Raw genomic sequence first — 25916 nt, forward strand, 5'->3', positions numbered from 1 at the left:
TTTCTTTGCGGTAAATGTTTTTACCTTCATATATTTAAAAATAGTATTTTATAGATTGTTGTAATCGCCAGCACCTTCAATGATGGCTAGAATAACTTCAGCTGCCTTCACCATCGTTTCTAGGCTGACATATTCAAAACGACCATGCATATTTTCCCCACCAGCAAATAAGTTTGGTGTTGGTAGTCCCATGTAAGTCAATTTAGACCCATCGGTACCACCACGAACCGCAATAATATCTGGTTGGATATCTACAGCAGCAAATGCATTTTCAGCAAGCGTCACAGGACGCATATCTTTTTTAATAATTTCACCCATGTTGTAATACTGGTCATTTAAAGTGACTGTGGCAATGTCACTACCATAAAATGCATTTAAATTATCTGCAGCTTCTTGGATTAATGCCTTACGGTTTTCAAATTGTTGACGGTCATGGTCACGGATAATGTAAGTGGCTTTAGCAGCTTCTACATTCCCTTCCATACCCATTAAATGGAAGAAACCTTCGCGTCCTTCTGTATTTTCAGGACGTTCATTTTCTGGTAACTGGTTATGGATATCGATAGCCACTTGTAAGGCATTGATCATTAAATCTTTCGCTGAACCTGGGTGAATGTTTTTACCTGCTACTTCAACCACTGCTGAAGCCGCATGGAAAGTTTCAAATTCTAATTCACCTAGTGGGCCACCGTCCATAGTGTAGGCAAAATCTGCGCCAAATCGTTCAACGTCAAAGCGGTCAGCTCCAACACCAATTTCTTCATCCGGACCAAAAGCCACTTTCACTTCTCCATGTTTAATGGATGGATTGTCTATTAAGTATTTACCAGCGGTAACGATTTCAGCGATACCCGCCTTGTCATCTGCACCAAGTAAAGTTGTCCCATCCGTTGTAATCAAAGTTTGACCGACATATTTGTTTAATGATTCAAATTCAGCAGGATTTAATTCATAGCCAGAATCACCTAAAGGAATTACGCCGCCATCATAGTTTTCAATGATTTGTGGGTTAACATTTTCAGCGTTAAAATCTGCCGTATCTACGTGGGCAAAGAAACCGATTGTTGGGTAGTCTTTGCTGTCATCTGTTGCAGGAATTGTTGCTGTGACAAATGAGTCTTTTTCATTGTAGAAGACATCTGAAAATCCTAAAGTCGTTAATTCTTTAGCTAATTTCTTAGCGAATGCTACTTGGTTTGGTGATGAAGGCACTTGGTCCGCATTCGCCTCGTTTGAGCGCGTATTCTCTTTTGCATAAGTCACAAAGCGGTTTAATAATTCTTGGTCTTTAATTTGATAAGTCATTCAGTATTTCCTCCTATATAAATGTAAATGGATCCGTATTTAATTGGCTAGCAACTACATCAACCTGCCAGTTATTTTCATCGTTCCATTGCTTAAACATGTCTGTCATTTTAGATTTTACGATTGATTCAAAATGGTGACCTGGGTCGATCACGTTCAAGCCCGCCGCAATCATATCGTGGCCGGTATGGTAGTAAACGTCACCAGTGATAAAGGTATCCGCACCCTTAGCCAGTGCATCCTCGAAGTAAGAACCGCCGTCACCTCCTAGAATAGCCACCCGTTTAACAGGTCTATCTTTATCAGCAACCACCATCCTTAAACCATTGACGCCCGTTTTTGCTTTCACAAATTCACCGAAAGCTTCAAGTGTCATCGGTTCAGCTAAATCTCCGATGCGTCCAATACCAATCGCTTGCCCGGTCGTTTCATCTATCGTATGGGTTCGCAAAACTTCTACGTTTTCAACCTCGTATAAATCAGAAAGCCAGGCATTCATCCCAGCTGGCGCAGCATCCAAATTGGTATGAGCCGCGTATACCCCAATACCTGAGCGAATAATTTCCGCATACATCGCTTGTTGCGGATCATCCTCCGTTAGGCGTTTCACCGGTTTAAAAATGGGTGGATGGTGGGCAAAGATGAAATCCGCTCCAATTTTCTTAGCCTCTTCAACCACTTCGGGGCGAATATCTAAGGTCACCAAAATCTTGTGAATATCTTGGTCGAGATGACCAAAATGTAAACCAGTTGGGTCCCCTTCAACCGCATAATATTCTGGTGCAAAAGTTTGGAACTGCTGGATAAAGTCTTTAATTGTGAGTGACAAATCAATGCCTCCTTAAGCTAATTGTGCTTGTATCGCTGCCTTCAATTCTTGGTAACGGGCAATCTTGCTTTCATCGCGGTTGCTGGCTTGTTCAAGTTGGTCTAATACATAGTTTGTCCGTTTCAATTCTAATTGCCATTTTTCCTGGAAAATAGCTGCATATTTCTCTTTGTTAAATAAGCCAAATAAAATATCGTCACTGGTCAATTCTTGTTGTAGGTTATCTCGGTAATCCGCCACAATCACTTCATAAAACTTACCATTTTCAGCAATCATCGCTTCATCAACGATTTCATAAGAATGGGTGTTTAACCATTGACGCACCTTGTCTTCTGCCACATTTGGTTGCAGAATAAGACGCGGATTAGTCGCTAATTTTCCGTCAATTAACCCTTGAGCTAGAATATCCACGATTAAAGCGCCGCCCATACCGCAAATGGTAATGGTGTCAATTTGGTCTGATGGTTCAATAACCGCTAAACCGTCTCCAAGTCGCGCTTCAACCCTATGCCCTAATTCCTGACGAGCAATTTCTTGCTGGGCAGACTGAAAAGGTCCTGCCACAACTTCACCAGCAATTGCACTAGTGATTTTATCTTGACTAGCCAAATTGACCGGTAAGTAAGCGTGGTCTGACCCAATATCTGCCAGCCGCGCGCCATCTTTCACAAAAGATGCGACCGATGCTAGTCGGTCTGATAAGTGATTTACATTCATAATTTATCTTCTCCACTCGTTTTCAATACAGAACAATTATAACAAAGATTCAGGTGTTTTTTAGGGATTTGCCTCGTAAAATAACAAGATAATTTTTACTTTACAAGAAATTTTATGAGACAGATAAACGGTCGTTTCACCAAAGAACTTCCAATGTCGACTTTTCATTTAATAATAAGGACTTGGAAGTTTTTTATTTTTATTCACAATCATTTAGCACGATAGAGGTGCTCGCGGATATTAATCGATTACCCAAGCACTTTATCAATAACTCTTTTCTATTGAGCCAATCTGCCACAAGATATATTTGAATCGTTTCTTCCTATATAATGTGTTTTTTGTGATTGATTATACTTTTTATTATATACTAATAATGAACATTTAACAGCTATGCGATGGTTCCAAAAATCACAAATGACTGTAGTTAATATGAACGGAGGTATTTTATGGCTATTAAAAACCTACAACAAGTGCTAGATTTCTGGTTTACAGCTGAAAATGCAGACTTGTTGTTCGCAAAAGATAATAATTTTGATACCACAATCCGCTACCAGTTTCTAGATACTTGGACAGCGGCTGCTAATAATGAACTTTGGCTATGGCGCGATGATCCTTATGGACGCTTGGCTGAAATTATTGTCTTAGACCAATTTTCCCGCAATCTCTGGCGTGGATCTGCCAAGTCATTTTCCCAAGATAAAATGGCTCTTGCCCTGTCACAAGACTTGTATCATCATCCAGCTTTTAATGACTTATTTAACGAGCAAGAAAAAATCTTCGCAGTTATGCCTTTTATGCATTCTGAATCTAAAACCGTCCACAAATGGACGCTAACCATTTTTCAAGAAATTGGCAACGAGAATAATTTATACTGCGAAAAGTTACACAAGAACATCATCGACAAGTTCGGCCGATATCCACACCGCAATGAGGTGCTAGGTCGCGAAACTACCGCTGAAGAAGCTGAATTCCTGACCCAAGAAAACTCTTCATTTTAAACATTTATCTAAGTAAAAGCAAACTACATAGGAGGTTTTTAAATGATTGGATTATGTTCAGTCACCTTTAGAGACGATTCCGTCGACTACATCATCGATTTAGCCAAGGAAGCCGGCATTCAAGCTATTGAATGGGGTAGCGATAACCACCTGCCCAAAAATGATATCGCACAAGCCGAGAAAGTCGCTCAATTAATGCAAGAAGCTAGTTTAACCACTTCATCCTACGGGCCCTACTACAAACTTGGGTCATTCGATGATTTCGAGCCCTTCATCCAAATCGTACAAATAGTTGATGCGTGAATCATTCGCGTTTGGGCCGGGGAAGAAGGATCCCAAAACAAACATCATTAGCTCATTGAATTTGTACCTGGCGAAGACCAAAAACAAGGTTTCTTAGACAGTGTAGCAACATTAAAAGCTTGGTTATACCAATTGAATATTGAATACTAATTCATCACCAACAATAAACAAAGACGTAAGAGCTTGGTCAGCCTCCCCGCCAACAAGTTCTTGCGCCTTTATCCTATAGCCATCTATTCAAATTTTTGACCTTATTGATTAAGTGTTATCAGATAGACTTATTTAATATAGTTCGAAAAGTCTGTGAGTTTGAAGGTTTTGGTATTCCCGTCAATGGTAATGACTTTATTCCCTAATTTAAATTGAATAAAGTACAAAAATACCCTGAATATTATCCGGAAAAAGGACAATCCTCAGGGTAGGAGACTATTTAAATAGATGATGATCGTGGTGATTAACCTCTTCGGCCATCTTCTCTTTATAATCATAGGTCCTATATTGAATGATAGACTGACTGTAAAATCTGTATAGATAATATTGCAAGTAAGCGGCCAATGAACCAATCAGGGTTCCAATGACAATACCTTCAAATCGGTAGCTAAGATAGTCAAAGCCAAGATTTGGATTTTGGAAGGTTAATTGAATCAAGACCATATTGGTCACGAAGAAAATCCCCATTGAATAATTGCGCGGGATAAAGTACTCTGCCAATACGTATAAAATAACGACTGCACCGATCCGTAAAATATGCGGGATTGGGATAATAATGATTAAAGCAGCTGTTGCCAGTCCGGCGATGGTCCCGAAAACCCTTTGGAAGCTTCTATTTAAAATAATTTCCAGAGTGTTTCCTTGTAGGATGGCTGAACAAGACACGATAATCCATGAATAAGGACTCAGATCGAGCACAATATTCAAATAAGAAGCGAAGAATAAGACGCTTGCATAATAGAAAGAATCAACCACCATCCGTGGATCTTGTCGAATAGCCTCCTTCAAATGGAAGGTGAAGGTGAAGGTTTGTTTAGGTAAATGCAGGTATTTCACTAATAGAAAGGCCATGATTAGGGAAACGACAATCCCATAGGCAAATTCAAGCAATTGCACAGGCATTTGATTGAGTGGTATATCTCGTGTAGCTGCCGCTGCCATCACTAGAATAACGAAGATGTCTCCTGGCTTATCAATCCGGTAAATTCGGTAGATCAATCTAGCAAAAAAGGCTACCAACCCAATAGCTATAGGGGCAATTAAAGGGATTTGTCCGATGATTAAGCCGACTGTATAAGACACCATCAAGGTCATGGCCACAAAAACCATCCGTTTAATGGTCCGGCTACCTTCAAAAGATTGAAAATGTAAAAAAGTAAATAAGCCTAAGCTAGATGTAGCATTAATCCCAGGCATACCCAATAAATAACCGGTTAAATTGACAATCAAGGTACAAAAACCAGCGACTAATACCCGTTCTAGATGATCATTTGGCGAGGGTTTTAATAATAATGTTTGTTTAATAAATGAACGCATGTAGTCTCCTCCAAAAAATACCGGACCTGCCTTTTTTATATCAGCCAGCATCCGGTTGCCCTTCCATTATACCATGAAAGTTTTCACTACATTTTCATTTTTTACCATTGATTGACATGGTCAACGATTTTAAATCCCTCAGAACTTAATTCATACACTGTGTCACACACTGATTTTAAAAACTGTCGGTCGTGGGAAACGGTGATGATAGCGCCGGGATAATCATTGAAAACCGTACGGATTTCTTGTTGAGAAGAAGCTGAGAAATTCCTAGTCGGTTCATCTAAGAGTAAGACATTATAGCCTTTGAGGTCCAAACTAGCTAAGATGAGTTTTCCCTTTTGCCCACCGGATAAGTAAGCTATTGGTTGGTCCATTTCTTCAGGTAAAAAGCGGAGACTACCCAAATAAGTCATGATTTGTGTTCTTTCTTCCTTGTCCCCAGTGGTAGTCATAAATTCGATAGGGGTTTGGTCATCAGGAATTTCCTCGCTGTATTGTTGGGGCATGTAGCCCACTTGAAGGCCTTTAGCATCTTTTAAATCATGCCAAAGTTGACGAAGAAAAGTCGTTTTGCCAATACCATTAGGCCCAATAATGCCGATCTTATCTTGGCCTTTAGCAGTCAATTTCAGATTGTCGGCTAAAATGCGGTCATCAATGGTTACTTGACCGTCGTCTAAGTGCACGACAACTTGGCTCTTGCCTAAAGGGTTCACGTTTGAAAATTCAATATGAATGGGCGCTTCTTTAATTGGATGGTCCACAAATTTGGCCCGTTCGCGTTCAAATCGCTTGTCCATAGATTGGACAGCTTTCATCTTTTTAGCAAGAAGTCGTCCTGCAGTAGAATCCTTGGTATTGTTCAATTGGTGGTCTACTGAATCGTGCACGCGGTTAAACTTCGCCATCCGTTTTTGGTCTTCTTCCCGCTGCTTGTTGGCTAAATTCTCCTGATTGGACATCTCTTGGTCACGGTGGGTCAGGTAATTTTCGTAGCTGTCCTTTACAAAGGTTGAGCGGGCAGTCGACTTGTTGGTCAATCTTTCTACATGCAGGATATGGGAGGCGGTTCGTTTAAGCAACAACTCGTCATGGGAAATATAAATCATAGCCAAGTCACTCTGCTGAATAAATTTTTCAAGCCAGAGACTGGTTTCGACATCTAGGTCATTAGACGGTTCATCCATCAACAACAAATCCGGCTCATCCATCAACAAGTCAATCAACTGTAACTTGATCCGCTCACCCCCAGACAGGTCCCCCACTAACTGCTGATCATAAATCCGGTCCACATCAAAATCTAGCTGGTTACCCAGTTGATAGAGCAATTGATAATCCACATCTGCGTAATCCCGACTCCTGAAAAAATAATTTTCCAATGACTTTGCTAGGTCCTCATTTGCCATAGCTTGAGGTAAATAAGCTAACTTGGTAAAATGATTGGCCATTTGCCCGGTAATTTCAAGATAAGATTGAATGCTTTCATCCCCGACAATATATTTTAGAATCGATGATTTCCCGTTGCCCTCTTCGCCAATGATTGCGACCTTATCACCAGGGTTTACCACAAATGATAAGTCGTCAATCACGGTGAATAGAGTGCTAGCTTGCGTCATGGTTAAGTGTGTAATTAGTAACATGTATGTACCTCCTTTATTATTTTGGGCACAAAAAATGCCCTACTAGATTGTTCTGTAGTAGGACAAATATTGAACATGAATACTTGAAGAATGACGATGCCAACCAAATCTAGGTCTATTGTATTACCCTAGATATAGGCCCGCTTGCATATTCCGATAAACTTTCTCCAATGTTAAAAATGCACACAAAAAAGAAAGGTCCTAGTATCCGTCCAAAGTTTTTTCATCCTACCAAAATAGCCCAGGTTAAACAAACACTAACGTCAGTGTTTTTCTCGCTCACTATTTTAAATAAAGTAGGATTATAACTTCATTGGACTTGATACCTGACCTTTCTTTGAAATTGTTATGTTATAAAAGCAATTTACCAGGATTTTGAGGGTAAGTCAACCTATTAAATATCATTTAGAAGGACATTCTTATAGGTATCTACTAGCCTTATTCGCCCTCAAGAGATGTTTTCAACTTTGCTAAAGCTTGATCTACCACATCTTTTGTGACATTTAATGGGGGTAGTAAACGGATGACGTTATCCTTAGCTGAAGTCACTAGCAAACCTTGGTCTGCCGCCGCCGCAACCACTTGGGCAACTGGCTTAGTGACTTTCAACCCAATCAAAAACCCTTGACCACGAATTTCTTCTACTAGTGGGGATTGCCAAGATTGTAATTGATCCTTGATATAAGCAGATATAACTTTCACATTTTTCAAAAGTTGTTGGTCTTCAATGGCTGACAAGATGTAGTTGCCCGCTGCTGTAGCTAATGGATTGCCACCAAAGGTAGTGCCGTGGTCACCTGGTTTAAAGTGGTCGGACACTTGGTCCTTTGCCACTACAGCCCCAATTGGTAAGCCCCCACCTAACCCTTTTGCTAGGGTGATGATATCTGGAATTAAAGTCGTTTGTTGGAAGGAGAACATGGTTCCAGTACGACCAATTCCTGTTTGAATCTCATCTACAATCACTAGGACATCCTCTTGTTTTTGCAGTGTGTTGATAGCAGACACGAATTCAGGCGTAATGGCATTGACCCCACCTTCTCCTTGGATGACCTCAAGCAAAATGGCACACGTATTCTTGTTAACTGCCTTTTTTAAAGCGTCAACGTCGTTAAATGCCACATATTTAAAGCCGACTGGCAAGGGTTTAAAGGCGGTGTGCATGTCTTCTTGGCCGGTTGCTGTCAAGCTGGCCAAGGTCCGACCGTGGAAAGATTGGTTCATGGAAATAATTTCAAAGGCATCCGGCCCCTTGTTCTCAGTCCCCCATTTACGGGCCAGTTTAATAGCTGCTTCATTGGCTTCAGTCCCCGAATTGGCGAAGAAAGTCTTGTCCAGATTTGAAACTTGGCTTAATTTTTCGGCTAGTTTTACCCCATTTTCATTCCAGAAAAGGTTGGACACATGGATCAGATTGCCCGCTTGCTTGGTAATAAAATCGACGAATCCTTGGTCGGCGTGCCCTAATACGTTACAGGCGATGCCAGAAATGAAATCGATGTACTTTTTCCCATCAAGGTCTTCAACATAGGGACCTTGGCCTTTGACCAAAACTGTTTCTTGGCGGTTAAAGGTGTGCATGGTGACTTCTTGTCCTAATGCAATCAATTCTTGCGTATTGAGATTTTGTGTTGTCATATGCTCCTCCTAACTCCGGTAGTCGGCGTTAATTTTGATGTAATCTTCAGTCATATCGCAGGTCCAAACGGCGGTCTTACTATTGCCGAGGCCTAAATCGATATGGATGGTAATTTCTGTTTCAGATAGGATTTCATAGGCTAAATCTTCATCAAATACTAGCCCCTGACCATTCTTGCAGGTTAAAATCTCTCCCTTTTCAGAAATGAAACTGATCTGAATTTTGGCTGGGTCGAGGTAGTCTGGCTGGGATTGGCCAATGGCTGATAATACCCGGCCCCAGTTAGCGTCTTGCCCGTAAACAGCTGTTTTCACAAGGGAGGATGTCGCTACTTGTTTGGCAATCGCTTCAGCGTCTGCTTGACTCGCAGCGCCTTTCACAGCAACGGTAACAAATTTCGTTGCCCCCTCCCCGTCGGCCACAATTTCTTGAGCCATCATTTGACAGATTTCCGTCAATTTCTCTTGGAAAATCAATATATTTTGCTTGGTTGGCTTAACTGAGACTTTGTTGGTAGATGCCAGAAGGACGGTATCGTTGGGACTAGTATCCCCGTCAATTGAAATCTTATTAAAAGATTGGTTAACAGACTCTTTCAGTAATTGCTGTAAGGTTTCTTGGCCAAGGTCTAAATCAGTCACAATATAAGACAACATGGTTCCCATATTCGGGTGAATCATACCTGACCCCTTGGCAATGGCCGCTAGGTGAACGGGTTGCCCTTCGATTTCAAAGGCAATAGCTGCTTGCTTAATTTTGTTGTCCGTAGTCATAATGGCTTCAGCCGCTTGAATCGAATCACCGTCTGTCAGATTATGGGTTAATGTGTCCACTTGGTCGTCGAAATTACTCAGGTCCATTGGTACACCAATAACACCTGTAGAACAAATCAGGATTTCATCTGGTTGAATTGTTAGCTTGCTAGCAAGTGTGTTGGCCATAATTTGAACATCGGTATCTCCTTTTGGTCCGTTAAAGGTGTTGGCATTTCCGGAATTAATCATAATGGCTTTAAAGGTAGCCTGTTCATTCAGGCGTTTTTTATCATATTTGATATGATGGGATTGGATGGCATTTTTAGTAAATACCCCTGCCATAGTGGCCCCTTTTGGAAAATAAATCAGGGCTAAATCTTTGTTGCGGTGTTTGAAACCAGAATGGACACCAGACACCCAGACATTTTCAATGGCGCAAAGGCCTCCAGAAATGGCCTGACTAGTTAAGGAATGTATTTCAGCATTTTCACTACTTATTGAGGTCGGTGATTGATTTTGTGACATGTATTCAAACTCCTTTCATTAATGGTTATGGGAAGATTGGGACTTGGGTAAGCCCAGTCGTTTGGTCTAGGCCAAACATTAGGTTCATATTTTGGATGGCTTGACCAGCTGCCCCTTTTACTAGGTTGTCTATAACGGCAAAAATCACTAACCGGTTGGTTCTTTGATCGACTTTGACTTGGATTTGGGCAAAATTGCTGGCCCGAACCGCTTTAATTTGTGGCAATTGGTCTTGGCCTAGGATGTGAATAAAGTATTTGTCTTGATAATAATCTTGATAGATTTGACGGACTTGGTCTTCATTAATGTCTTTAGTTAAGTCCACATAGATTGTGGCATGAATGCCCCGTTCGGTTGGTAACAAATGCGGGGTGAATTGAACAGTGACTTGATTGTTGGCGACATTATTTAAAGTCTGCTCAATTTCAGGAATATGGCGGTGGGCCATAGGGTTGTAAGCGTAAAAGTTGTTACCTAACTCAGTCAGTAAGTTGGCTACCTTGGCAGACCGGCCTGCCCCAGAGACACCTGTTTTGGCGTCAATAATTACTGAATCGGTTCGAATGAAATCTTGGTCGATTACTGGCAATAAGGCGAGCAAACTGCAGGTCACAAAACAGCCAGGATTGGCGATTAAATCTGCCTTTTGAATGTCGGCTGCGTAAAGTTCAGGCAAACCGTAAACCGCTTGTTCAAGTAAATCAGGTTCTGTTTGTGGAATGCCATAATATTCTTGGTAGACTTGGCTATCCTTCAGTCTAAAGTCCGCCCCCAAATCAATCACCTTGACGTCATGCGCTTGGGCTGCTTTAGCGATTTCCATGGATACCCCGTGCGGCAAGCACAAGAATAAGACATCCACCTGGTCGAAAATTTGGTTTGGATCATAAGCCACGAAGGATTGGTCGATTAAGCCCTTGAAATGAGGATAATAGTCCTGAACCTTAGTTCCCACTTCATTTCTCGAAGTTAAAGTGGTTAATTCAATATCTGGTCGGGTCACCAACAAGCGGATTAATTCTTCACCTGTATAGCCAGTTGCCCCGATAATCCCTACTTTAATCACCTAATCGCCTCCTTTGTCATTATTGTTTGGCCAGAATAAGTTGCCGTTTGTAGCTGCCATGATGGCTTTAATTGAGTGCAAGCGATTTTCTGCTTGTAAGAATTGTTTGGCGTAATCGGCCTGGAAGACTTCATCTGTCACTTCCATTTCTTGGTAGCCGTATTGGTCTAAGACTTGCTGGCCGTAAGTGGTTTCTACGTCATGGAAGGCAGGTAGGCAATGTAGGAAAATGCAATTCGCTGTCTCAACTTGGTCTATCAATGATTTGTTGACTTGGAATGGCATTAATTGCTTGATCCGGTCTTCAAAGGTCGCTTCCTCACCCATTGACACCCAGACATCTGTGTATATAATGTTGGCCGTTTTCACGGCTTGAACTGGGTTATTTGTTACGGTGATTTTGGCATTTGTTGCTTTAGCGATGTCTTGAGCGGTTTCAAGAATATCTTGTTCAGGTTGTAATTGTGAGCTAGTCGCAATGGTAATGTCAACGCCCAACTTGGCCCCAGCAATCATTAAAGAGTTGGCCATATTGTTACGACCATCACCTAGATAGACTAAGTGGTGCCCTTTTAAACAACCAAAACTTTCTTTGATAGTCATAAAGTCCGCAATCATTTGGGTTGGATGCCAGGTATCGGTCAAGCCGTTCCAAACTGGTACACCAGCGTGGGCGCCTAATAATTCGACTGCATCCTGGTCAAAACCACGATACTCGATGCCATCAAACATGGAGCCAAGAACTTTTGCGGTGTCTATAACAGATTCTTTCTTACCGAGTTGGATGTCGTTGGCCCCAAGGTATTCAGGGTGGCCGCCTAGATCGTTGACCGCTACGGTGAAGGCGGCCCGGGTTCGAGTGGAAGATTTTTCAAATAATAAGGCAATATTTTGGCCTTTTAAGTATTCATGTGGAATGTTGCGCTTTTTCAATTTTTTTAAATGCAAGGCGAAGTCGATTAGGAATTCGATTTCTGCACTCGTATAATCCAGTAATTTTAAAAAGTTTTTATTTTGTAAGTTCATGTGTAAACCACCTTTTTAAGCTGTAATCATGGTGCCAATGCCGTTTTTAGTGAATAATTCTAAGATAATAGCGTGGGGAATAGTGCCGTCGATAATCTGGCAAGAATGGACGCCTGATTGAATGGCACCCAAGCAATTTTCCACTTTAGGAATCATGCCACCAGTAATGATCTTGTTTTCAATTGCTTCTTGGATTTGGTCAGCAGACATAACGGAATATAAAGTTGATGGGTCAGCTGGATCTTCATAGATGCCATTAATATCGGTCAAGTAAATCATTTTTTCAGCCTTTAAAGCTGAAGCAATCGCAGCGGCCGCTTCATCCGAATTGATGTTCAAGCTCTCACCTTTGGGTCCATAAGCGATGGGTGAAATCACTGGAAGCATATTATCATCTAACATTTGGTGGAGATAGTCCGTGTTGACGTTGGTCACCTGGCCAACTAGGCCAAGGGATTCATCTTTCTTCACAGCTTCCATGACTTTATTGTCCTTACCAGAAACTGAAACTGACGAAACGCCCTCCTCATTCAACATGGTGGTTAAATTCGGTGAGATCAAACCAGTTAAGACCATCTCCACTGTCCGCATGACGTCACTTGAAGTCACTCGCAAACCATTAATAAAATGAGGTTCAACTCCTTGCACTTCAAGCATTCGGTTAATTTCTGGCCCACCACCGTGGACAATTATCGGCTTCATTCCAACGTACGACAGCCAAGCGATATCTGAAATCACCCGCTGACGCATTTCCTCAGAAATCATGGCATGACCGCCATATTTAATCACCACAATTTTTTGGTGAAAATCCTTAATATATGCCAAGGAATTTATTAAAATATCTGCCTTCTCAATATCTTGCTTACTGATCTCTATCACTTTTCTCCTCCATTTCATCAAAAAACACCCCTACATCTGCATCTCGCAAATATAGAGGCGTTAAACCGCGGTACCACTCTACTTAGCCATTTTCCATTGATTTTAATCACCGGAAAATGGCTATCTCTCATCCTAACGTGGACACCACGTCCTTGTTCAGTTTTTTAACCTAACAAGAAATCTTTAAAGCGCGGTTCAATTGGTTGATATCAGTAGTCTCACACCATCACTACTTCGCTTGGCATACGCCCCAATTTACTTTCTTTATCTACGATTCATTTATATATAAAAAAGCCCCGTTCCACGTTCAAATAGAACATAGAGACGAGGCTTAACCGTGGTACCACTCTAGTTAACTCAAATTGACAAACAATTGAATTCACTCGATTTTGTTAACGCTGCATCAGCGAAATTAGCTACTTGCTTTCACCAATTTATCTATGAAGTGCGGTTCAGTGATGTCGTCATATTAGGCTTCCACTCTATCCTAACTCGCTGTGAATCCAATCATCATTTACTCTCTTCATACTTGATCTTTAATATTTCCATTATTTTATTAGGAAATAATGATAAAGTCAAATGTTTTATCAGAGATTTTTTAAGTTAGTGATATGTTTTTTGCATCACTGTCTTGCATAGAATTCATTAAACCTTAGCGCCAACCGCTTTTTCGTCTAAAACTTTCGTATAGGCTTTAAAGGTATCTAGGTGGGTAAACAATGACGCTAATTGGCTGATGGCAGTTAATCTAGTCGCCAACCCTTTTTCATACCCTGGCACATTACCCGTTGTATCCACCACTAATTGCACATCGTTTTCAGTGATGTATTGGTTTAACTCATCTGTATTTGAGAAGACTGTAAAGTTATCTGATTCAAGCTTTTCGTCTGCGTCATTGATGTAGATTGCTAATGGGTAACCTGCCTTATGCAACTTGGTCAAGTCCGCTTCGATTTCTCCTAAATCTGCTTTAAACAAGTTGAAGACAATCGCACCATCTTCAGTCGCTTGAATGTTGGCTCCTTCAAAGGCTCTTTGTAGGGCAATGGCGTATGTCTTACCTGACCCCATCACTTCACCAGTTGATTTCATTTCTGGACTAACCGCTGGATCAACACCATTTAATTTAGTGAATGAGAAGACCGGTGCTTTCACATGGACTTGGTCATCAGTATAGTCGAATACCCCGCTAGTATAGCCTTGCGCTTGTAAGCTAGTCCCCATGATCACGTTTGTAGCAATTTGCGCGATTTCAATATCTGTTACTTTTGATAAGAATGGCACTGTACGGCTGGCTCTAGGGTTCACTTCGATAATAAAGACTTTATCATTTTCCACGATGAACTGGATATTCACCATCCCAATTGTGCCTAAGCCATTTCCAATTTTGATGGTTTCATCGATAATTTGGTCGATGACAGCTTGTGATAATCTTTGTGTAGGGAAAACAGCCATGGAGTCACCTGAGTGGACACCCGCTGCTTCGATATGTTCCATGATACCTGGGATAAAGACATCCGTGCCGTCGCAAATGGCGTCCACTTCAACTTCAATCCCTTGAACGTAGTGGTCAATCAAGATTGGCGCTTCTTGTTTTAATTTATGACTTTCAACCAAGGCGTCATTCATGTAAGTGGTTAAGTTTTCTTCGTCATAAACCACTTCCATCCCTCTACCACCTAGGACAAATGATGGTCTAACAAGTACTGGGTAGCCACCAATTTTTTCTGGGATAGCTAGCGCTTCTTCTAAGGTTAAGGCTGTAGCACCTTCTGGTTGGGCAATATTTAATTGGGTTAATGCTTGTTCGAATAATTTTCTATCTTCAGCTCGGTTCATGTCTTCAACCGATGTCCCAAGAATTTGGATACCAGCTTCTTTCAAGTCATTGGCCAAGTTGATGGCAGTTTGTCCACCGAATTGAATCATAACACCGATTGGTTGCTCCCGTTCAATAATAGCCATCACATTTTCAAAAGTAACTGGTTCAAAGAATAATTTGTCAGAGATCGAGAAATCAGTAGATACTGTTTCAGGGTTAGAGTTGATAATCAAGGCTTCATACCCTGCTTTTTGTAAGGCTTTAACACAGTGAACAGTTGCGTAGTCAAACTCAATTCCTTGTCCGATTCTGATTGGGCCAGAACCTAATACTAAGACAGATTCTTTATCAGTAGCTGTATGAACTTTGTTTTCACCAGCATAAGAGGTGAAGAAGTAGCTTGCCTCACCGTAGTCACCCATACCCCAGATGGTTACAGGGACAAAATTAGGTGCAAGGGCATGTTCATCTCTAAAGGATTTCACTTCATTCACGGTTACTTTGGCAAGTTGCGCAATTGTTTGGTCATCAAAGCCGTTTAATTTCGCTTCTGCCACAACATCTTTATCTAGCGGTTGATTTTTAAGCGCTGCTTCAATGTCCACGATATGTTTGATAGCTTTCAGGAATAATGGGCGGATTTTCGTATGGTCTTCAGCTTCTTCTACAGTCATTCCACGACGAATCGCTTCTGCCAAGTAGAAGATACGGTCATCTTTCACTTCGACAATTTCTTTTAAAATTTTCTCGTCTGACGCTTTAGCAGCATCCACATCGAATAAGTGTGGGTGGCCGTTATCAAGCGATTGGATTGATTTCAACAAGGCTTCTTCAATCGATTGACCTAGTGACATTACCTCACCAGTTGCCTTCATTTGCGTCGTTAAGCTTCTATCTGCATTTTTGAACTTGTCGCTTGACCAACGTGGCACTTTTGCAACAGTATAAGTAATATTTTTTGGATCATATTCGGAAAAAGTTGTTTCAGTGTAAGGGTTGTATAATTCGTCAAAACGATACCCTACTGCAATTTTAGCTGCCACTCTGGCAATGGGGAAACCTGTCGCTTTTGAAGCTAGGGCTGATGAACGAGACACACGAGGGTTTACCTCAATGATGTAGTATTCTTGTGTATCAGGTTTTAAGGCAAGTTGTACATTACAGCCACCTTCAATTTCTAAGGCTTGAATAATTTTAATGGCTACATCTGCTAGCATGTCATTTTGTGCTTGATCAAGTGATTGATTAGGGGCAAACACAATTGAATCACCTGTATGTACACCAACTGGGTCGAAGTTTTCCATCGAAGTGATGACTTTTGCAACACCCGCGCCATCTCTCATTACTTCGTATTCTATTTCTTGGTAACCGGCAATTGATTTCTCAATTAAACATTGGGTTACTGGCGATAAAATCAAACCGTTCTTAACGATTTTTTCTAATGATGCTTGGTCTTCACAGATACCACCACCAGAACCACCCATGGTAAAGGCTGGTCTTACAATAATTGGGTAACCAATTTTATTGGCAAAATCAACCGCTTCATCGACAGTGTGAACAATTGTTGAATCCGGAACAGGTTGGCCGATTGAAGTCATCAAGTTTTTAAATAACTCACGGTCTTCTGCTTGGTCAATGGCTTTAAGGTTGGTACCAATTAACTCAATATCTAATTCTTCTAAAATACCTGAAGCATCTAAAGTTAAAGCCATGTTTAAGCCTGTTTGACCACCAAGTGATGGTAAAATTGCATCTGGTTTTTCTTCGTATAAAATTTTAGAAACCATTTCTTCAGTAATTGGCTCGATATAAATCTTATCGGCCATCTTGCGATCAGTCATTATTGTCGCTGGATTCGAATTAATTAGGACAACTTCGTATCCTTCTTCTTTTAATGCGAAACAAGCTTGAGTACCAGCATAGTCAAATTCGGCTGCTTGTCCGATTACAATGGGACCAGATCCGATAACTAGAATTTTGTGAATATCTGTTCTCTTTGGCATAATTTTTCCCCTTTTCTAATGACCTATCGATTGCACACCAAATCCACCAATTTCTTTAAACACCCCAAATTCAAGCTACATACCTGCAATCTGTGGGATTTTATTAAAAACATCGGTGCCGATTGGCTTTATTAAAATTAAAATACTTTCCCTTTCATTTTTCACAGACTCAGATATGACCCTTAATGATTTTTGAAGCCAACTTGTCATCTGCTTTTTGATTGCGAAGTATTTTTTCCTTTGTCGTACTTTACGGCATGTTGATATGAAGGTCAAACAAAAAATGAAAACAGCATCATCTTTTTCTAACTTTTTAGCCATATTTTTTATTGAAAACCCGCTTCTTTCTATATAAGCCGTTGAAAAATATGAACTTGATATGAATATATAAAAAAACAAATAGATACAATCTTTGTCTTTGTCCCCCTTGATTTACTATCAATATTTCAAATTTGTGTTTTTTTAACCTCTGATTTATCGGTGAAATTTTAGGGCTTTGCTAAAATTTGCTAAACTGAATTAAACAAGGAGTCACGATAAAGGCGTGGAATCATGACTATAATCACTTACTTATTTTTCTATGGATAAGCCACAGATGCAATGCCCTACTATAAAGAAACACTAGGTGGTAAAATATTAGTCGCAGTTGAATATGGCGCTATGGTAGATACTGAAAATTCCGGTCAATTACCAAAAACATAGCACCATCATTTGCTGCGCGGTGCCCTAGACATTGACGGCAAGAGTTTATTATTCTCAGACGAATTTCCTAGTGAAGGTTAACCCGACTACAATGATGTCTCTGTGTCTATTATGTCTAGTGATTTTGACCAGTTACAAGGCTGTTTATATAACTTAGTTAAGGAATCTACGGAGGTCATCGTCTTATTTCAAGCAATAGATTGGTTCCTTAGTTATGGCATGCTGAGAGATAAGTAAAGTGTCAAATGGCATTTGAATTACGGGGCTTAATGGTCAATACAATTTAAAAACTCGCAATAAAAAAGCAGCCCTTCGGCTGCTTTTTTGGTTGAGAATCTTATTCTAAAAAGTCTTTTAATTGTTTTGAACGAGATGGGTGGCGTAATTTTCTCAATGCTTTTGCCTCGATTTGACGGATACGCTCCCGGGTAACGCCAAATTGTTGACCAACTTGTTCCAATGTTTTCGATTGACCATCTTCTAGACCGAAACGTAAACGCAAAACATTTTCTTCACGGTCTGTTAGAGTGTCTAAGACCTCGTTTAATTGTTCTTTTAATAATTCTGCAGAAGTGTAGTCAGCAGGACTAGTTGCATCGTGGTCTTCAATGAAATCACCTAAGTGAGAGTCATCTTCCTCTCCAATAGGTGTTTCCAATGATACTGGCTCTTGAGCAATTTTTAGAATATCACGTACTTTTTCAGTTGGTAAATCCATTTCAGCCCCAATTTCTTCTGGGGTTGGTTCGCGCCCTAAATCTTGCAATAATTGACGTTGGATACGTACTAATTTATTAATAGTTTCAACCATATGTACCGGAATACGGATAGTACGCGCCTGGTCAGCAATGGCACGGGTAATGGCTTGACGAATCCACCAAGTAGCGTAGGTAGAGAATTTGAACCCTTTATGGTAGTCAAATTTCTCAACAGCCTTCATTAGCCCCATGTTACCTTCTTGAATTAAATCTAAGAATGACATACCACGTCCTACATAACGTTTAGCAATAGATACAACCAAACGTAAGTTGGCTTCAGCTAATTCTTGCTTAGCTACTGGGTCACCTTGTTCAATACGTTGTGCTAAAGAAACCTCTTCGTCCGCAGTTAATAATTCTACGCGGCCAATCTCTTTCAAGTACATTCTAACTGGGTCGTTAATTTTAACGTCAGAAGCTACAGAAGTAGGATCTACTTCCTCTTTCTTAACTTTTTCTGCTTCTTTGTCGGCTTCTTTATCCATTTGACGCAATGTTGGTTCGCCATTTTCATCAACAACGGCAATACCTTGATCTTCAAATTTTTCGATCAAGCTATCCATACCTTTATCGTCTAAGGCAAAAGGTTGTGCAATTTTATCGCTTAAATCAGTATATTGAATTGTACCAATAATTTTTTTCTCAGCAATTAATTGTTTTGTAGCTTGGTTAAGTGTTACGCCGTCCACTTTTTTCTTTACCATTCAATTCGCTCCTTACATAAATAATAATTGTAATAGTTTATTTACCGCGACTTTTTATTTGCTTTAACAAATCTATTTTTTGTTTGATCAAAATGCTAATTTGTGCAAAGTCGTCTACCGATCTTGCATAAGCAATTTCGTCGTCTAAAGTTTGCATTTTTTGTTCAATATTACCTTTAATTTGAATATTATAAATTAGATCTTCAACTTCGCCCTCACCTATATCTGGTGCCACTTCCATATTCATCACTTCAGCTACAAGACGTTGTTCTTCAGCACCTGACAAGGCTTGTAAGAAATCTCCAGGGTCAATCTCACCGTCAATATTTTGATTATTTTCTCGATAGTCAGACAATAACATAAAGACCGTTTCAACTTCACTAGACTGGAAATGAAAATCCCTATTCGCTATTAGTAACCATGTTTCACTATTATAGAGTAAACGGTATAGTAATAGCAATTCACTTTTTTCAAGCTGGGACTTTTTCTTGCTTGTTGTAGCAGGAATACTTGGTTGAAAATTGGTATTTGTTGGAAAAGACTTCTGGTTGCCGTTATCATCAGTTTGGTAGGGTTGGTGTGACTGGTTTTTAGGACTACGACTCTCTAACTGGTGTAATAAGGTATCTTTAGATACACCTGTATCTTCAGCAATTTCTCCAACATAGATATCCCGATCGATGGCTTGTTGAATTTTAGCAATGGCTTCCAACATCACATTAATGAATTGGATCTTGCCATTATCAGTCTCAAGAGAAAATTCCTGCCGGTAATAATTCCTCATGAAATGAATCGGACTCAACCTTTTGTTCAAGACAAAATTGACATACCGTTCGCCACCATACTTTTGAATAAATTCATCAGGGTCTAAATTTTGCTCAAAGGCTAGCACATTTAGCTTCAAACGACTACTTTGATCTTGTATCAAGTTAATTGCTCGAAGGGTCGCCTTTTGACCGGGTTTATCTCCATCATAAGCAATTAAGACCTGTTTACTTGTTCGTTCAATAGCCTTAATTTGGTTGTTGGTTAAACTAGTTCCCATCGATGCAACCCCATTGCCTACACCTTCATTGTGTGAGGCTATGACGTCCATAAAACCTTCAAATAAAACGAGCTCTTTGGCTCTTCGGGCTTCATTTTGAGCTAAATCCAAGTTAAACAGGAAAGTATTTTTCTCGAATATTTCTGTCTCAGGACTATTCAAGTACTTGGCTGCATCAGGATGACTTTCATAATGGCTAGAGCCAGGCAAGATCCTCCCTGAAAAACCAACAGTCTTCCCTTGGGGATTTCGTAGTGGGAACATCACACGACCAGCAAATCTATCTTTTAACCGGTCTTGGTCGCCTACAAATATACCAGAAAGTTGCAACTCTTCAATGGTAAATTCTTTGTTTAACAGATGTTGTGCAGCTAAGCCCCCATCTTCAGGTGCGATACCAATTTGGTAGGCATCAAGCGTTTCTTTACTTAAACCTCGATCATATAGATAGGTTAGTCCTTGGTGACCGTTTTCCGTATTCATCAATAAATAATGGTAAAATTGCCTTAATTCTTCATGAATTTGGATGAGTCGATTTTGCGCACTTGAATAATTGGCTGTTTGTTTGCCATCATCTAAGGCTGACCAATCGAAAGATACCGAAACATTCCCAGCTTCAGCTACCTTTTGGACAGCTTGGGGGAAGGAATAGCCTTCAATTTCTTCCATAAAACGAAAAACATTACCCCCCCGACCACATGAGAAGCAGTGAAAAATCTGCTTTTCTTCATTTACTGTGAACGAAGGCGTACGTTCTTCATGAAATGGACAATAACCAAAATAGTTACGTCCCCTTTTTTGTAAGTCAACAAATTGACTGGTAACATCAAGGATATTTACATTATTCTTAACTTCATTAATGATTTCCTCTGGAATAAAATTCGCCAATTGATCACCTACTTTTGCCGGCAAAAACTCACAATAAATATAGCGGAAACCAAATCAAAATGCAATCGATATGGCTATATTCTTTACGAATATTTGCAGCCTATACTTCAGCCTCAAATTCGCCATCTAAAACAGCTTGAATAATTTCCCACGCTTCATCGCGGCCATCCTTTGTTTCAGCAGAGAATGGTAAGATCTGATCGATTGATTCTAATTCTAATGTTTTATAAATATCACTTAAGTGTTTATTCCATTGACTCTTCTTAATTTTGTCTGTTTTTGTTGCTATGACAAAATATGGTACACCATGGTAATCCATAAACTCTTTCATTTGGATATCATCTTTTGTTGGCTGATGACGGAAGTCAACAACCAATAGGGCCAATGCTAGATTTTCACGGGTAGCAAAATACGTTTCTAACATCTCGCCCCATTTAGCTTTTTCTGTCTTGCTTACTCTGGCATAACCGTAACCTGGCACATCCACAAAGTAGAATAAATCTTCAATTTGATAATAGTTTAATTGTTGTGTTTTACCTGGTTTACTAGAGGTTCTAGCCAGTTTTTTACGGTTGATCATTGTGTTGATGAAAGAACTTTTCCCAACATTAGACCGACCTGCTAACGCGATTTCCGGAATAATGGGTGCTGGATACTGTTCTGGCCTCACGGCAGATATCAGAAACTCAACGTTATGTACGTCCATGAAAAATCCCCTTTCTGACGCAAAAAGGAAAGACTCATTCTAGTCTTTCCCATTGTATTTAATACACTGCTACTATTAACAATAATTAAGCGATTTTTTCGCCTTCTAAGTCAAATAAATCTGGTTCGATGTCGTCATTAATCACTGATTCAGTAATCATTACTTTTGAAACGTCTTCTCGTGAAGGAATTTCAAACATGATTTCTAACATAGCTTCTTCAATAATTGAGCGTAACCCGCGCGCGCCTGTCTTACGGTCTAAAGCTTTTTGCGCGATGGCATCTAAAGCTTCATCTGTAAAGGTTAATTCCACATTATCCATCTTCAATAATTGTTGATACTGTTTCACTAAGGCATTTTTAGGTTGCGTTAGAATGTGGACCAAATCTTCTTTTGTTAATTTATTCAAGTTCGCCATAATCGGTAAACGTCCAATAAATTCAGGAATTAGCCCGAAAGTTTGTAAGTCTTGTGGAATGGCTTGTTGCATAATTGCATCGTTGTCATTCAAAATATGGTTGTTTGAAGAATTGCCAAAACCAATGACCTTTTCACCTAGACGTTCTTTAATAATTGGCTCGATACCATCAAAGGCACCACCTACAATAAAGAGAATATCTGTTGTATCCACTTGAATCAATTCTTGGTGTGGATGTTTACGACCACCTTGTGGCGGAATATTCGCTTCAGTACCCTCTAAAATCTTCAGTAAGGCTTGTTGTACACCTTCACCAGATACGTCACGGGTGATTGAGACGTTTTCTGACTTACGAGCAATCTTATCGATTTCATCGACATAGATAATCCCTTTTTGTGCGCGCTCAACATCGAAATCAGCTGATTGCATTAATTTCACTAGGATATTTTCAACATCTTCCCCAACATAACCCGCTTCTGTCAGTGTCGTTGCATCTGCAATCGCAAATGGCACATCAAGAATACGTGCTAAAGTTTGAGCTAAGTATGTTTTACCTGAACCAGTTGGGCCCATTAGTAGGATGTTACTCTTTTGTAGAGATACCCCATCATCATTTGTTTCGTTATTAGAAGAAATACGTTTGTAGTGGTTATATACTGCTACTGATAAAGTTTTTTTAGCTTGATCTTGACCAATAACATAATCATCTAAGATGGAACGAATTTCAGTTGGTTTTGGTGGTTCAACCATTGTATAAGATTCTTGTCGTTCTTGGCTAACTTCTTCATCAATGATTTCTTGACATAGTGCTACACATTCATTACAGATATAGACGCCAGGTCCAGCGATGATTTTGTCTACCTCATCTTGTGATTTTCCACAAAAAGAACAGTGAATCGTTGTTTGTTCATCATCATTATACATGCTATCCGTTCTCCTTTCTCTTTTACATCACCTTATTGTGCCAAATTCTTGACCTCAAGTCAATTTAAAAGTCTTCATTTTATTGGTTTATTCAGCCTTATTATATTGTATTTGGATTTAAGAATTACATTTGGTTTATCATTCGGAAATCATCAGAATATTACTAGTATTTTATTGACCGATATTTTATAATGATTAACAGTGCAAAATTTGAATACAAATAAGAAAAGGAGATAACTATGAGTATTATTCGCGGAATTATCGGATTAATTGTTATCGGATTTATTGCTTTACTTCTTAGTAAAGACCGTAAGAACGCCCGCATTAAGCAAGTAGGCATTTTATTAGTTATTATGTTTGTTTTAGCCTTTGTTGGTTTAAGAACAAGCTTTGGGATTGCGATTTTGGAAGGTGTATCAGGTTTATTTAACTGGTTAATTTTACAAGCAAACGGCGGTACCGAATTTGTCTTTGGGGAAGGAGCTACAAACTACGGGATCTTCTTCCTAAATGTTTTAATGCCAATTGTTTTTATCTCTGGATTGATTGGTATCCTTCAATACATTAACGTTTTACCTTTCATTGCTAAATATATCGGTAAAATTCTTAATAAAATTACTGGTATGGGAGAAAATGAATCATATATTGCTATCATAATGGCTATGCTCGGCCAATCCAATGGTTTGATTACGCTTAAACGTTATATTGATAAATTTTCACCTGAACAAATCTTTACGTTTGTGTTAATGGGTCTTTCTTGTGTATCTGCTACAACGATTGCTTCTTATATGCAAATGGTTGACGGTAAATTTGTAGTTGTTGCAATTCTATTGAATGTTTTCGCTGCGTTTATTATTGTCTCACTGATGGCACCCTATAACCCTCAAACGTATCAAGTAGATTTTAATCCTATTGAAGAGGCTAAAGAAAATGAAGGTATTGATGATGAGAACTTCTTCTCAGTGTTAAGTGACTATATTTCTAGTGGTTTCCAAATTGCCTTAGCAATTGCTGGTTCTCTGATTGGTTTTACAGCTTTAATTACATTCCTTAATTCATTAGCTACATTGATATTTGGTATTGATTTCTTTACCATTTTAGGCTATGTTTTTTCTCCACTTGCATATGTCATGGGAGTGCCAAGTGCTGATATTGTAAGTGCTGGTTCAATCATGGCTTCTAAATTATTAACCAATGAATTTGTAGCCTTAGGTGAAGTCCAAGCAGTATCTGGACAAGTAACAGAGAAAACTATGGCAATGATGTCAACTTACGTTATCTCATTTTCAAATATCGCAACTGTCGGCATGATTATTGCTTCAATAAAAATTATGTCAGCTAAACAAGCAAAAGTTGTCGCAAATAATACATGGCGTTTAATCATTGCTTCTGTCTTAGTATCTATGATTTCATCAACAGTTGTTGGTTTCTTCTTCTAATTTATAACCTAACTCAATAGTAAATTTAAATAAACTTATCTAAGGCATTGTCTTTCTTCTATCAATTTGAAAGACAATGTCTTATACTTTACATAGGATAAGATATTGAAAAATATCCAACTTTATAGGGGGTTTAAATATGAAACTAATCTTAGACTTTGATACTGGTATTGATGATGCAATGGCTATTGCACTTGCTTTGGGCGAAGAGGACGCAGAAGTAATCGGCATTACATCTGTATTTGGAAACGCTGAAGTAGACAAATGCGTGCATAATGCCTCAGCAGTATTAAAATTATTAGACCGCGAAGACATCCCAGTTTTCCGTGGCGCTTCCCACAAACTTGGGGCAAGTGAAGATTATATCCAAGAAACAGCATCTGGTATCTTCCATGGTTTAAATGGTTTAGGAAATATCGAATTGCCTGCTGGTAACAATATTTCTGACCAAGACGCTATTGACTTCATTATTGAGTCTGCCAACAAATACGGTGAAGAATTAGTCTTAGTGACAACAGGTCCTTTAACGAATGTTGCCTTAGCCATTCAAAAAGACTTACCTGCTATGCAAAAAGTTAAAGGGATTGTTTCTATGGGTGGTGCTTTAACAGTTCCAGGTAACGTAAGCCCATTTGCTGAAGCTAACTTCTGGAAGGACTCAGAAGCGAATAACATTGTCTTTGATTCCGGTTTACCAATTAAAGTCATCGGTTTAGATGTGACTTTACGTACCCTAATCACAGATACTGATATCGCCCCTTGGTTAGAAATGTCTGAAGCTGCCGAAGTATTCCATGAGATTGTGACTTATTACTTTAAGGCTTACGCAAATTCATACGAAGACTTAACAGGTTGTGCCCTACACGATCCATTAGCCGTCTCTGTTGCCCTTAAGAGTGACTGGGTGACTGGTGAAACATTCCGCATCAAGAGTTTATACGGCGAACAAGAAGGTCGTTTAGTCCAAGATCAAGCTGCCTTAAACCGCAATGAAGAACCTAATGTATTTGTGGCTTTGGGCGTTGACGCTGAAGGCTATAACAAACACTTCTTAGACACAATCGTAAAAGCATTCTAATAGCTATTCCAATACGAAAAAACCGAGCTTAGGCTCGGTTTTTTGGTTCTTTTACAAATAGTGTTGGTAAATAATTTCAAATATCACGAATACGTTATTTAGTATTTATTAATATGTAAATAAGCTTCAAAGAGAAAAGCTATACACGATTATGTGTATGGCTTTTTTTTGCCCTTAGGCAAGAAGATTATTATGTTGTAGCAACAAGGACTACGAA

At 39.6% G+C, this 25916-nt stretch carries 19 protein-coding genes and 1 other annotated feature; of the genes, 4 read left to right on the forward strand and 15 right to left on the reverse strand.

Annotated elements, in window-relative coordinates:
• Positions 1-48 precede the first annotated feature (48 nt).
• From pepT to ACUW85_RS06315, 3 genes are read right to left on the reverse strand one after another with little or no spacing between them, the layout of a single operon-like run.
• Complete coding sequence (pepT, locus tag ACUW85_RS06305) at positions 49-1305, reverse strand: peptidase T (protein WP_069285707.1); 1257 nt, start codon at positions 1303-1305, stop codon at positions 49-51.
• Between the two features lie 13 nt (positions 1306-1318).
• Positions 1319-2134: a Nif3-like dinuclear metal center hexameric protein gene (locus tag ACUW85_RS06310; RefSeq protein WP_048725870.1), complete on the reverse strand. Its 816-nt coding sequence runs from the start codon at positions 2132-2134 to the stop codon at positions 1319-1321.
• A 12-nt stretch (positions 2135-2146) separates the two neighbouring features.
• Positions 2147-2851 (reverse strand): tRNA (adenine(22)-N(1))-methyltransferase, encoded by a 705-nt coding sequence (locus tag ACUW85_RS06315; RefSeq protein ID WP_149314700.1) that lies wholly within the window; start codon positions 2849-2851, stop codon positions 2147-2149.
• A gap of 446 nt (positions 2852-3297) precedes the next feature.
• Between ACUW85_RS06315 and ACUW85_RS06320 the strand changes: the two genes are divergently transcribed.
• Entirely contained in the window at positions 3298-3849 is a 552-nt protein-coding gene (locus ACUW85_RS06320) for a DUF924 family protein (RefSeq protein ID WP_182023466.1), read from the forward strand.
• A 42-nt stretch (positions 3850-3891) separates the two neighbouring features.
• Positions 3892-4152: an apurinic/apyrimidinic endonuclease family protein gene (locus ACUW85_RS06325; protein ID WP_182023467.1), complete on the forward strand. Its 261-nt coding sequence runs from the start codon at positions 3892-3894 to the stop codon at positions 4150-4152.
• A 426-nt stretch (positions 4153-4578) separates the two neighbouring features.
• Here the strand turns inward: ACUW85_RS06325 and ACUW85_RS06330 are convergent, their stop codons facing one another.
• From ACUW85_RS06330 to clpX, 12 genes are all read right to left on the reverse strand, one after another.
• On the reverse strand, positions 4579-5679 hold the full coding sequence (locus ACUW85_RS06330; protein ID WP_182023468.1) for an FUSC family protein: 1101 nt from the start codon (positions 5677-5679) through the stop codon (positions 4579-4581).
• Positions 5680-5780: 101 nt separating this feature from the next.
• On the reverse strand, positions 5781-7322 hold the full coding sequence (locus ACUW85_RS06335; RefSeq protein WP_182023469.1) for an ATP-binding cassette domain-containing protein: 1542 nt from the start codon (positions 7320-7322) through the stop codon (positions 5781-5783).
• A gap of 438 nt (positions 7323-7760) precedes the next feature.
• Positions 7761-8960, reverse strand: a complete 1200-nt coding sequence (locus ACUW85_RS06340) for an acetylornithine transaminase (protein ID WP_182023470.1) — start codon at positions 8958-8960, stop codon at positions 7761-7763.
• A gap of 9 nt (positions 8961-8969) precedes the next feature.
• Entirely contained in the window at positions 8970-10241 is a 1272-nt protein-coding gene (gene argJ / locus ACUW85_RS06345; RefSeq protein WP_182023471.1) for a bifunctional glutamate N-acetyltransferase/amino-acid acetyltransferase ArgJ, read from the reverse strand.
• Positions 10242-10266: 25 nt separating this feature from the next.
• The gene (argC, locus tag ACUW85_RS06350; RefSeq protein ID WP_182023472.1) at positions 10267-11307 is read right to left on the reverse strand and encodes an N-acetyl-gamma-glutamyl-phosphate reductase; all 1041 of its coding nucleotides are present in this window, start codon (positions 11305-11307) and stop codon (positions 10267-10269) included.
• Positions 11308-12333: an ornithine carbamoyltransferase gene (gene argF, locus ACUW85_RS06355; RefSeq protein ID WP_182023473.1), complete on the reverse strand. Its 1026-nt coding sequence runs from the start codon at positions 12331-12333 to the stop codon at positions 11308-11310.
• Positions 12334-12348: 15 nt separating this feature from the next.
• The gene (argB, locus tag ACUW85_RS06360) at positions 12349-13212 is read right to left on the reverse strand and encodes an acetylglutamate kinase (protein ID WP_182023474.1); all 864 of its coding nucleotides are present in this window, start codon (positions 13210-13212) and stop codon (positions 12349-12351) included.
• 317 nt (positions 13213-13529) lie between these two features.
• Positions 13530-13751, reverse strand: a binding site (T-box leader).
• Positions 13752-13857: 106 nt separating this feature from the next.
• Positions 13858-17037, reverse strand: a complete 3180-nt coding sequence (gene carB / locus ACUW85_RS06365) for a carbamoyl-phosphate synthase large subunit (protein ID WP_149255916.1) — start codon at positions 17035-17037, stop codon at positions 13858-13860.
• Positions 17038-18076: 1039 nt separating this feature from the next.
• Positions 18077-19201, reverse strand: coding sequence for an RNA polymerase sigma factor RpoD (rpoD, locus tag ACUW85_RS06370; protein ID WP_048725833.1), 1125 nt, complete (start codon positions 19199-19201; stop codon positions 18077-18079).
• A gap of 37 nt (positions 19202-19238) precedes the next feature.
• A complete protein-coding gene (dnaG, locus tag ACUW85_RS06375; RefSeq protein ID WP_259345401.1) occupies positions 19239-21134 on the reverse strand; it encodes a DNA primase in 1896 nt (631 codons plus the stop codon).
• A 100-nt stretch (positions 21135-21234) separates the two neighbouring features.
• Positions 21235-21840, reverse strand: a complete 606-nt coding sequence (gene yihA, locus ACUW85_RS06380; RefSeq protein WP_048725826.1) for a ribosome biogenesis GTP-binding protein YihA/YsxC — start codon at positions 21838-21840, stop codon at positions 21235-21237.
• 85 nt (positions 21841-21925) lie between these two features.
• Positions 21926-23182: an ATP-dependent Clp protease ATP-binding subunit ClpX gene (clpX, locus tag ACUW85_RS06385; protein WP_048725822.1), complete on the reverse strand. Its 1257-nt coding sequence runs from the start codon at positions 23180-23182 to the stop codon at positions 21926-21928.
• A gap of 239 nt (positions 23183-23421) precedes the next feature.
• Here clpX and ACUW85_RS06390 point away from each other — a divergent pair, with 239 nt between their 5' ends.
• Together ACUW85_RS06390 and ACUW85_RS06395 are read left to right on the forward strand one after the other, a co-directional pair.
• Positions 23422-24621 (forward strand): NupC/NupG family nucleoside CNT transporter, encoded by a 1200-nt coding sequence (locus tag ACUW85_RS06390; RefSeq protein WP_048725819.1) that lies wholly within the window; start codon positions 23422-23424, stop codon positions 24619-24621.
• Positions 24622-24760: 139 nt separating this feature from the next.
• On the forward strand, positions 24761-25699 hold the full coding sequence (locus ACUW85_RS06395) for a nucleoside hydrolase (protein ID WP_048725816.1): 939 nt from the start codon (positions 24761-24763) through the stop codon (positions 25697-25699).
• Positions 25700-25916: the final 217 nt, after the last annotated feature.

The organism is Aerococcus sp. 150760013-2 (assembly GCF_053627715.1).

Excerpts from the sequence above, each read along its gene's own strand:
- pepT (WP_069285707.1), bottom strand. The coding sequence starts at position 1,305 with ATGACTTATCAAATTAAAGACCAAGAATTATTAAACCGCTTTGTGACT.
- ACUW85_RS06315 (WP_149314700.1), bottom strand. The coding sequence starts at position 2,851 with ATGAATGTAAATCACTTATCAGACCGACTAGCATCGGTCGCATCTTTT.
- ACUW85_RS06320 (WP_182023466.1), top strand. The coding sequence starts at position 3,298 with ATGGCTATTAAAAACCTACAACAAGTGCTAGATTTCTGGTTTACAGCT.
- ACUW85_RS06325 (WP_182023467.1), top strand. The coding sequence starts at position 3,892 with ATGATTGGATTATGTTCAGTCACCTTTAGAGACGATTCCGTCGACTAC.
- ACUW85_RS06330 (WP_182023468.1), bottom strand. The coding sequence starts at position 5,679 with ATGCGTTCATTTATTAAACAAACATTATTATTAAAACCCTCGCCAAAT.
- ACUW85_RS06335 (WP_182023469.1), bottom strand. The coding sequence starts at position 7,322 with ATGTTACTAATTACACACTTAACCATGACGCAAGCTAGCACTCTATTC.
- ACUW85_RS06340 (WP_182023470.1), bottom strand. The coding sequence starts at position 8,960 with ATGACAACACAAAATCTCAATACGCAAGAATTGATTGCATTAGGACAA.
- argJ (WP_182023471.1), bottom strand. The coding sequence starts at position 10,241 with ATGTCACAAAATCAATCACCGACCTCAATAAGTAGTGAAAATGCTGAA.
- argF (WP_182023473.1), bottom strand. The coding sequence starts at position 12,333 with ATGAACTTACAAAATAAAAACTTTTTAAAATTACTGGATTATACGAGT.
- carB (WP_149255916.1), bottom strand. The coding sequence starts at position 17,037 with ATGCCAAAGAGAACAGATATTCACAAAATTCTAGTTATCGGATCTGGT.
- rpoD (WP_048725833.1), bottom strand. The coding sequence starts at position 19,201 with ATGGTAAAGAAAAAAGTGGACGGCGTAACACTTAACCAAGCTACAAAA.
- yihA (WP_048725826.1), bottom strand. The coding sequence starts at position 21,840 with ATGGACGTACATAACGTTGAGTTTCTGATATCTGCCGTGAGGCCAGAA.
- clpX (WP_048725822.1), bottom strand. The coding sequence starts at position 23,182 with ATGTATAATGATGATGAACAAACAACGATTCACTGTTCTTTTTGTGGA.
- ACUW85_RS06390 (WP_048725819.1), top strand. The coding sequence starts at position 23,422 with ATGAGTATTATTCGCGGAATTATCGGATTAATTGTTATCGGATTTATT.
- ACUW85_RS06395 (WP_048725816.1), top strand. The coding sequence starts at position 24,761 with ATGAAACTAATCTTAGACTTTGATACTGGTATTGATGATGCAATGGCT.